Here is a 9,365-nt window from a genome sequence, read left to right on the forward strand (position 1 = left end):
TGCCGAAATGCTGAAGCTAACCTCAACAGAGATGTTGAAGAACAAGCTGATTGACGGTGTGATAAAAGAACCGCTTGGCGGCGCCCATCAGGACCCGGTTGCTATGGCCGCCATCCTTAAAAAGCAACTGATAAAAGACCTTAAAACCTTAGGCGAACGCAACGTAGATGAACTGGTTGCCGAGCGTATCGAGAAATTCTGCAACATGGGTGTTGTGGAAGAAGATTAATCTTTAGGATTAAGGAAGAAAAGATAAAAAACAAAAAAGCGGCTGAATAGCCGCTTTTTTTATGACATGTTCACAGTTATCAATAAAAGTGAATAAATGCAAATTTATAACTGCTGATAATGAGTATGTTGTGAATTTTCACGGCGTTCACGGCTGTGAACGTGAACACTTCCTCCATAGCTACATTATTTCTTTTCCAGTTCTGTTATAACAGCTTTTGCCGTAGTGTTTGTTGGGTCCAGTTGTAACGAACGCTTGTAGTTTAACAGCGCCTTTTCTTTATCGCCTTTGGCATAATAAGCTTCGCCAAGGCTGTCAAACACATTGCCCGATGTTGGGAACAGCGTGGTATTGTATTCAAAAACTATTATGGCATCATCTATACGATTGCTGTTCTTAAAAGAGTACCCAATCTCATTTAATGATGCCTCGTTCTCGAAGCCATAATCGGCTGCGTATTTTGTTTTCAGGTCATTGTAAAAACTAATTATTTGCCGGCCTTTAAGGCTATCCAGTTGTTTGCCAAAAGCAGCTAACACAGATTTTTTGGGCTGCTGGTATGGTTTGTTATCTAATATGGCTTGTATAGCGCGGTCAATATCATACAGGTTATTTTGCTTGTTGTTGGTCATTAAAATAACTGTTCTGCCTAAGGTAGTATTGGCTGTTAGCAGCGCCTGGTAATTTAAACTGGTGCCATCATGCTCATGTATAATAATTTTATTACCCTCAATGCTGCCACCACCAAGGCCGCACTGTTTATTTGGGGCAAAGGGGGTAAGTATTTCTTTGGTAGATGCCGGGTTTATTAGATTAAAACTTTCTAAGGCCTTTTCCCATTTGTAAAAATCGTCGAGGGTAACCGCTGTCCAGCCCGTAATGGGGTATACAAGGGATGATTGCTGTAAATTATTGTTGTATGATTTAGCCATTAGCGGCGCATTGTCGTCCGGATCGATCACTGAATTGCTCATGCCGCATGGTTTCAGCATTTTTTGGGTAACAAATTCATTAAAAGTTAAGCCGGTTATCTTTTCAATTATGCGGCGTTGTAAAAATGTATTACTGTTATTATAAGCGTACTTTGTTCCGGGTTCAAAATCAAGCTTTTCAATTTTCTGCATATCGGCCCAGATATCGGCGTCGTTCTTAACGGTTTTCCATTTAAGATCGGGCAAACCACTGGTATACTGCAGCAGGTTTTTTATAGCAATGGTATTTGCCCATGCCGGTAAATTAGTAAGGTATTTTGATACTTTGTCATTCACGCTTAGCTTACCTTGTTCTTTTAGCATCATGATGGCAACGGCATTAAATTCTTTGGCTATTGAACCTATGTGGAAGCGATATGCTGTGGTTAGTTTAGTGGTTTGCGATGCATCGGTAAAGCCTAATGCCCCTTTATAAACAATTTTATTGTTATCAACCACCAAAACATTCCCTTTAAACAAACCCAGGCGTTTTGTGCGGTTCAGCATAGAATCTATAGTGGCTGTTTTGTTTTGGGCAGATGCAATGCCAGATATCAAAAGCAGTGAAAGCAGGAGGTAAGCGTGTTTCATAATTTTTAGGTTATAAAATTAAGACGCAAGCTGTTAGGAAATTGTTACTGGCATTTACTTATATAATGGGTTCCGGCAATAACACGTATTTAGAAACATAAAAAGCGGCTCATCGCCGCTTTTTATAATTAATACTAATGTTTTTATTGCTGCGACTGCGTTTGCAAGCCGCCAAACTTGGTGCCGTAGTCTTTCAACTGTGCACCTATTTTGGTGCTTAAAGCATCTTGTTTATAAGTTTTGGTAAGCCCTTCCATACCGTTAAGTAACGATAAGAATAGCTGCACATCGCGGGTGTTTAGGCCAGCATCGCTTTTTTGATACAGCATGTAGCTGTATTTTAACTGATCGATGATATAATCATCTATTTGGTTGGCCAGTTTATTGGCTAAAGTAGGGTCGCCCATACGGTAAAGGCTCTCAACCATGTAATACTTGCGTACAGCCAGCTCTGATGATATGATCTGCGATGGCATTACCTCGTCATATTTTTTAAGCGCGTTTTTAGCTAGGTCTATATGCCCTTCTTTTAAAAGGTTATCGGCAAGCGTGGCATATAGGCGGGTTATCAACGGGTAAAATAAATTCAACGATTCATGATCAAGATATTTAGCGGTTTTGTAATTGCCGTATCTATACTTGTTTATCATGTTGTTATACATGATAAGGGTGTTGCTGTTCTCTTGCGGTGCAGCGGTGGTATCCGGTTTAAACGGCATCAGGCGGTAGGTAAGGCCCTCGCTGTAAAGGTACCTGTCGAGGCCAAGCATATTATCGCTTGGTACGGTTGATGCAAAATACACAGGGCGTTTCCAGTTGTTATGTGCCAGTATATCCATCATGGCCAGGTTATCCTTGGTTACATATTTACCGGGGTAAGTCCAGTCCATTTCAGGTACTATCTGGTCTTTTTTATCGGCCGTAACTGTGCCCCCTTTAATAACATCATCGGCATTAATGGTTAATTTAAAGTTTTTGGTAGGCAGGTAATTGGCGCTTTCACCGCTTTGATATTGTACCATGCTTTCCTTATTATCTGATGTAATAAAGTCAAACACCTCTTTCAGCTCAACCGGCCCGGCAATTTTAGCATCGTTATAGTAAATAACATCGCGTATACCCGCTTTAAACTTATCGTTAGGCATAGTAATAGGCAGCGGTGCCGACTGGTTCATGTCGCCCTTCATCTGGCGGATATACCAATCTGTACCAAGCAAGCTTAAGTTTACTATACGCACATCCGGGCGAACGCCTTCAACTTCTTGTATGTACCAAAGCGGGTAAGTATCATTATCGGCATAGGTGAACAATATAGCATTAGGTGCGCATGAGTTTAGGTAATCGTAAGCCAGGTCATGCGGGGTAAGCTTGGTAGAGCGGTCGTGATCATCCCATTCCTGGCTGGCCATTAATATCGGCGCTGCCAGTAAGCATGCTACAGTTGCAATGATTGCGCTGGTTTTGGCATTGAGTTTTTTGTTAAGTAATTCCGCTATAAACAATACGCCCAGGCCTATCCAAATAGCAAATGCGTAGAAGGATCCGGCGTAAGCGTAATCACGTTCACGGGGCTGTAAAGGGTCCTGGTTAAGGTAAAGCACAATGGCCAAACCAGTAAAAAAGAACAGCACTACTACCACACCGGCATCGCGCTGGTTGCGTTTAAAGTGATAAACCATACCTATCAAACCTATAATAAGCGGCAGGAAATATAACCTGTTGTATGATTTACTCAGCGTAACTGTACTTGGTAATTCTTTACCAAAGTTAAAGCCGCTAAGCCAGCTGCCATCAGCACCCTGGTTAGTTTGCCCATCCATTTCGTTGGCGCGGCCCACAAAGTTCCATAAGAAGTAGCGGGTGTACATTTGCGTAACCTGCCAGCTGCTGAAAAAGCCAAGGTTGGTAGCCATAGTAGGATGCTCTTCGGGGCCAAGCTGCGACCACATTCTGTAAAACTCGGCGTGGCCGGGTTTCTGACTAAACATACGCGGGAACAAGGTGTTGCGGTCATAAATGGTATTCAGTTTTTTGCCGGCAACTTCATATTTCTTTTCGCCGCGGCGATATATTTTGGCCCCCTCGGTTTGGTCGGTAACCTGTGAGTCGAAATATTCACCATATAATAAGGGTGTATCGCCGTACTGATCGCGGTTTAGGTAACTGTTCAGCGCAAAGGCATCCTGTGGGTCGCTGTTGTTTAAGTTTGTACCTGCTTTCGCACGGATAACGATCATCACAAAAGAGCTGTAACCGAATAATATAAATGCCGCGCAAATCAACACACGGTTAAGTGCAACGCGTTTTTCGCGTACTTTTAAAACATACTCCAGTAAAGCCAGTATAGCTAAAGCCGCTATAAAACCAATGATGCTTGCGCTGATGGTAAGTACCAATACAAAGCAAACTACAGCTATACCTAAAAATACGTTTGATGGTTTTACGGTATAATAAATACCCGATGCCAGGGCACCAATAACCAGTAAAAAGAAAACAATAGCACCGCTGCCAAAGCCCATACCCAGGCTGTTTACAAATAACAGATCGGAGAAGGCCGCGCCTTTAACCGTGAATTGAATAACCCCCCAAAGTATCAGTGCAACGGTAATAACACCTAATATAAACGACCAGATGGTGCCTGTAGCAGTAACGCTTTTTGCCCTGCGGAAATAAATGATAAGCGCAATAGCTGGTATAACCAATAAGTTTAACAGGTGGATACCGATGGATAAACCCATTACATAGGCAATAAAAATGATCCATTTATCGGCACGGGGTTCATCAGCATGGGCTTCCCATTTAAGGATTGCCCAAAATACAATGGCCGTACAAAGTGACGATTGCGCGTAAACTTCAGATTCGACAGCCGAGAACCAGAATGTATCAGACCAGGTATAAGCTAATGCGCCAACCAAACCTGCACCTATAATTTGTATGATGTTTGTTTGGGTAATTTCTTCGCCTGCTTTAACAACCAGCTTTTTGGCCAATGCGGTGATGGTCCAAAACAGGAAAAGGATGGTTACGCCACTGGCCAGGGCCGATGCCATGTTAGTAAAGTAGGCCACCTTCATGTTATTACCGAAGGATAACAATGAGAATACCTTGCCTATCATGGTAAATAATGGCGCACCTGGCTGGTGCGCTACCTGTAAACGGTAAATACAGGCTATAAATTCGCCGCAATCCCAAAAACTGGTAGAGGGTTCGAGCGTTAAAATGTACGTGATGGATGCAATAATGCCGGCTGCCCAGCCAAAAATATTGTTTATCTTATTGTAGTTCATGCTGTTGTTACAAGCTATAGTAGGTTTAAGCAGCCGAAAATAAGAAAAACATTACGATGTTTGCGTTAAAAGCGCTAAACCTTAACACTTTTTAACGCATGTTTTGGCTGTAAAAATTATTTAAAATACTTTTTTAAATTTTGCTTTTGACTTCCGAAAAATCGTCTTATATTTGCATTCCTTTTTGGGATGGCTTACAAACCAAAGGAGATTGCCTGATAGTATAATGGTAGTACGACGGTTTTTGGTACCGTTTGTCTAGGTTCGAATCCTGGTCGGGCAACAAAAATTTCGGATTTCGAATTTTCAATTTCGGATTTACATCTGATAGAAAAATTGAAATCCGATTGTTTTTTATAGGGGTTTGATACTATCGAAATCACAAAAAAATGCCTTTACAGTTCAATACGGTTAAGCTATTTGCAGGTTCAGGTTCGCAGGAGCTATCTAAACACATTGCTTCATCATACGGCCAGGAGCTGGGTGATGTAGTTTTATCGCGTTTCAGCGATGGCGAGTTTCAGCCGCATTTTAACGAGTCTATCCGCGGTTGCGATGTGTTTTTGATACAAAGCACGCATCAGCCAACTGATAACCTGATGGAGCTGTTAATGATGATAGATGCCGCCCGCCGTGCATCTGCCCATTATATTATAGCGGTTATACCATACTTTGGTTTGGCCCGCCAGGACAGGAAAGACAAACCCCGTGTTGCCATAGGTTCAAAATTGGTAGCCAACTTACTGGTAGCCGCAGGCATTAACCGTATCATGACGATGGACCTGCACGCTGCACAGATCCAGGCATTTTTTGATGTGCCGGTAGATCATCTGGATGCATCTATCATATTTGTACCTTATATAAAAAGCCTTGGTCTAGGCAATATAACCATTGCATCGCCGGATATGGGCGGTTCATACAGGGCTCGAAGTTTTGCGAAATTCTTTAATGCAGAAGTGGTAATTTGCGATAAACGCCGTAAGCGTGCAAATGAAATTGAAAGCATGACCATCATTGGGGATGTTACCGATCAGGATATTGTACTGATCGATGATATTTGTGATACTGCAGGTACGCTTGCAAAAGCTGCCGGTTTAATTATGGAGCGTGGGGCACGCAGCGTTCGCGCGGTTTGTACGCACCCGGTATTATCTGGTAAAGCTTATGAAACTATCGAGAACTCGGCTTTAACCGAACTGATAGTAACCGATACTATACCATTAAAACACTCGAGCCCTAAAATAAGGGTGCTAACCACTGCCGATCTGTTTGCAAAAGCGATAAGCAACGTTAACGAGCATGGCTCAATAAGCCAGTTGTTTAGGGTAGATTAAGTTGAATTAAAATATCCATACCATGTTGGTGTGGCTTTGAATAATAAATAAATAATGAAATCAATTGCTATTAGCGGTTCTCCAAGAGAGAACGTAGGGAAAAGAGACGCTAAAGGACTGCGTTACCAGGGCTTAGTGCCTGCAGTACTTTACGGTGGTGCAACCCAAACCCACTTTGCAGTGTCCGCAGCTGATTTGAGAGCCGTAGTTTATACTCCGGTTGTTCATTTCATCGACATTGACGTAGCTGGTGTTAAATCACAGGCTATTATTAAAGATATGCAGTTCCACCCGTTAACGGAACAACTTATCCACATCGACTTTTTATTGTTAGATGAAAAGAAACCGGTAACTATCGAGATCCCTGTAAAATTAACAGGTACTTCTCCGGGTGTTAAAGTGGGTGGTAAATTAGTTCAAAAACTAAGGAAACTGCGTGTTAAGGCATTGCCTAAAGATCATTTGGATAACATCGAAGTTAGCATCGAAGCGCTTGAGGTTGGTAAATCAGTAAAAGTTAGCGAGATCAGCTTGCCTAACCTTACCATCACCAATGCAGCAGAAGATACAATTGTATCTGTAACTACTTCACGTGCATTACGCCAGGCTGAACAAGAAGCTGGTAAAAAATAATTTTGTTGGTGGTTTCACCAAATTAAAATTAATCAAAAAGCGACGGTACATACCGTCGCTTTTTTTGTGCTTATTGTTTTATTATACAGGTTATTAACTCATAAAAATTTTTCACTAAAATTTGCTAAAACGATTTATATTTATAATGTTTGTGCTAAACCAATTTAGCATAAGCCTTTATTATGAGAAAACCACTACTATTACTGCTTTCGGCAATTGTACTTGTTATGTCCTGTTCTAAGGATTACAAGCGATATCCAAGTCCGGGAAGAATGATCAAACAGTTCGCGCTTGCCGAAGGGCAAATAGGCCCTGCTGTATTTGATAACTCCAAACACACCATAACCGTTACCGTGCAAAAGGGAGTTAATATGGCCGCCTTAGTCGCAAATATGGTGATATCCGACGGTTCAAAAGTATCCCCGGCATCGGGTACAAGCTTTAACGCCACCTCGTTAAAGCAGGTATTTGTAGTTACCGCCGAATCGGGCGAAAAAATAGAATGGAACGTTGAATTTAAAGTGTACGATTTTTACAGTACAGACTATGGCGTATTTGCTATTACCGGTGCCAACGGCAGCATGCTGCAGGTAGCTGGCGATTATACCTTTAATGAGAAATATAAGGATAACCAAAAAATAGAAGCCGGGAAAAGCGTAGACGTAATGCCCGTTTGGCAAAAATGGCACATGATATACAACAGCACAGCCGCAGGTGTAAGGTATTACCAGATCAGGAATCTGTACACCGGTAAATTTTTGAATGCCGGTACCGGCGCGCATGCGGGGACGCAGGCCGAGCAGTATCGCGAATCGGCCACTGCCAGCGAACTGTGGATGGTTGTGCAATCATCAACCCTGGGCGTATATAACATAGTTAACAAGAATACAGGCCTGGCCCTGAGCACATCGGCGGCAGATAGCAAAGTGACGCTGGAAAATGCCGATGATAAAAGTAGCGACCAACGCTTTACCCTTAAGCCACTGCCCGAGCAAGTTTACAGGGATGATTCTGCAATAGGGTTTTTTGAAAGAAATAATACCAGCCAGGGCTCGGTAGCATTTGACCAGGGCACCAGCGTGCCGCTGAACGATGGCCGTGTGCTATGGATAACCCAGGATGCATGGGACGGTTCGAGGTTGCGCGATAATCATAAATTTTCGTGTTCAGACTTTTTTAACTACAACAACTCGGTAATGATCCAGCCTACGGCAACCGACTGGAATCCGGATCACACCACCAATATGACGATACCAAACAGCGCGCATGGCAGGCCCAGGCAGATCTTTAATAACCAACCGGGAACGGATTGGTCATGGCCGGGATTGGGTGTGCAGATAGGTAATAACGTTTGGGTGCAATGTGGTGAGGGCAGGGGCCTGGGCGCCACTAACCAGTCGCTATACAAACTTACCCCTAATGCGGGCGACGAATGGTCGGCTGTACGCTATACACCTGCCGGCATGTCGGGCCAAACAGATATAAATTATTCTACGGGTATGGTGAAGGGTAACGATGGATATGTATACTCTTTCGGTTCGCAGGGCTTTAACTTTGGCTACGGTCAGAATATTTTTGTAGCAAGGTTTAAGCAGGATGATCCATTAACCTGGACGTTTTGGAACGGTTCTTCATGGGCAAGCGCGCCCACTACCGACGATGCAGCAAAAGTTGCCGTAGGCCCGGGTAATAACAGCATCTCGTATCTCAATGGTAAATACATCATGATGTCGATGGATCAGGGTTTTAATTGTGAAGATAAACGTGATATCTACATCTCCACATCAAACAGCCCAACAGGCCCGTTCACCGCTCAGAAATATATTTATACTGTTAGCGAATATTTCGGAGGTAAGTACGCACGTTACTATACCCCGTCTATTCACCCCGAATCGGTTAACGGTCGTAACGAGTTGTTACTTACCTTTTGCCTCAATTTTTCGGGCTGTGGCGTTTCAGATTGCCAGGATGGTTATCTCGACCCTTATTACTATCGTGTAAAAAATATCCGCGTACCATATTCGATAGTGGGTTTATAAACAAAGTATGATTGTACCGATCACAGCGATAGGTTTTCCTATCGCTGTTTTTGTTTTTAATAATAAGGTAGCGACGGGTTTTAAACCCCTCGCTATTTTTGTATAATTGCGCTTGTAAATAAGTTCCCCCTAGATGGGGGCGGATAGGGTATGAAATATTTAATTGTTGGTTTAGGAAATATTGGGCCGGAATATGCCGATACAAGGCATAATATAGGTTTTATGGTGCTTGATGAGTTGGCTAAACAGGAGGGGGCGAAGTTTTATACCATGCGCCTTGC

General features: G+C 42.8%; 5 protein-coding genes, 1 tRNA gene and 2 pseudogenes. 6 read left to right on the forward strand and 2 right to left on the reverse strand.

The features are described 5' to 3' along the window. Positions 1 to 229, forward strand: a pseudogene (locus tag WC615_RS21055) (acetyl-CoA carboxylase carboxyl transferase subunit alpha); the annotation flags it as partial. Between the two features lie 185 nt (positions 230 to 414). Here the strand turns inward: WC615_RS21055 and WC615_RS21060 are convergent. Continuing rightward, a complete protein-coding gene (locus tag WC615_RS21060; RefSeq protein ID WP_372980026.1) occupies positions 415 to 1,791 on the reverse strand; it encodes a serine hydrolase in 1,377 nt (458 codons plus the stop codon). 143 nt (positions 1,792 to 1,934) lie between these two features. Beyond that, positions 1,935 to 5,078 carry a protein O-mannosyl-transferase family gene (locus WC615_RS21065; protein ID WP_372980027.1) on the reverse strand — a complete coding sequence of 1,048 codons (3,144 nt, stop codon included), beginning with the start codon at positions 5,076 to 5,078 and terminating at the stop codon, positions 1,935 to 1,937. A gap of 212 nt (positions 5,079 to 5,290) precedes the next feature. Here WC615_RS21065 and WC615_RS21070 point away from each other — a divergent pair. From WC615_RS21070 to WC615_RS21090, 5 genes and pseudogenes are all read left to right on the forward strand, one after another. Next, a tRNA-Gln gene (locus tag WC615_RS21070) sits at positions 5,291 to 5,361 on the forward strand. 106 nt (positions 5,362 to 5,467) lie between these two features. Further along, positions 5,468 to 6,412 carry a ribose-phosphate pyrophosphokinase gene (locus tag WC615_RS21075; protein WP_191176003.1) on the forward strand — a complete coding sequence of 315 codons (945 nt, stop codon included), beginning with the start codon at positions 5,468 to 5,470 and terminating at the stop codon, positions 6,410 to 6,412. A 54-nt stretch (positions 6,413 to 6,466) separates the two neighbouring features. Continuing rightward, on the forward strand, positions 6,467 to 7,045 hold the full coding sequence (locus WC615_RS21080) for a 50S ribosomal protein L25/general stress protein Ctc (RefSeq protein WP_372980028.1): 579 nt from the start codon (positions 6,467 to 6,469) through the stop codon (positions 7,043 to 7,045). A gap of 182 nt (positions 7,046 to 7,227) precedes the next feature. Then, positions 7,228 to 9,084 (forward strand): DUF4185 domain-containing protein, encoded by a 1,857-nt coding sequence (locus tag WC615_RS21085; protein ID WP_372980029.1) that lies wholly within the window; start codon positions 7,228 to 7,230, stop codon positions 9,082 to 9,084. 150 nt (positions 9,085 to 9,234) lie between these two features. After that, a pseudogene (locus WC615_RS21090) lies at positions 9,235 to 9,365 on the forward strand (aminoacyl-tRNA hydrolase); the annotation flags it as partial.

It is taken from the genome of Mucilaginibacter sp., from assembly GCF_041663085.1.
In the GTDB taxonomy this organism is placed as follows: Bacteria; Bacteroidota; Bacteroidia; order Sphingobacteriales; family Sphingobacteriaceae; genus Mucilaginibacter.

What these genes read in the sequence shown, in the direction of transcription:
- WC615_RS21060 (WP_372980026.1), bottom strand. Translation starts at nt 1,791, where the DNA reads ATGAAACACGCTTACCTCCTGCTTTCACTGCTTTTGATATCTGGCATT.
- WC615_RS21065 (WP_372980027.1), bottom strand. Translation starts at nt 5,078, where the DNA reads ATGAACTACAATAAGATAAACAATATTTTTGGCTGGGCAGCCGGCATT.
- WC615_RS21075 (WP_191176003.1), top strand. Translation starts at nt 5,468, where the DNA reads ATGCCTTTACAGTTCAATACGGTTAAGCTATTTGCAGGTTCAGGTTCG.
- WC615_RS21080 (WP_372980028.1), top strand. Translation starts at nt 6,467, where the DNA reads ATGAAATCAATTGCTATTAGCGGTTCTCCAAGAGAGAACGTAGGGAAA.
- WC615_RS21085 (WP_372980029.1), top strand. Translation starts at nt 7,228, where the DNA reads ATGAGAAAACCACTACTATTACTGCTTTCGGCAATTGTACTTGTTATG.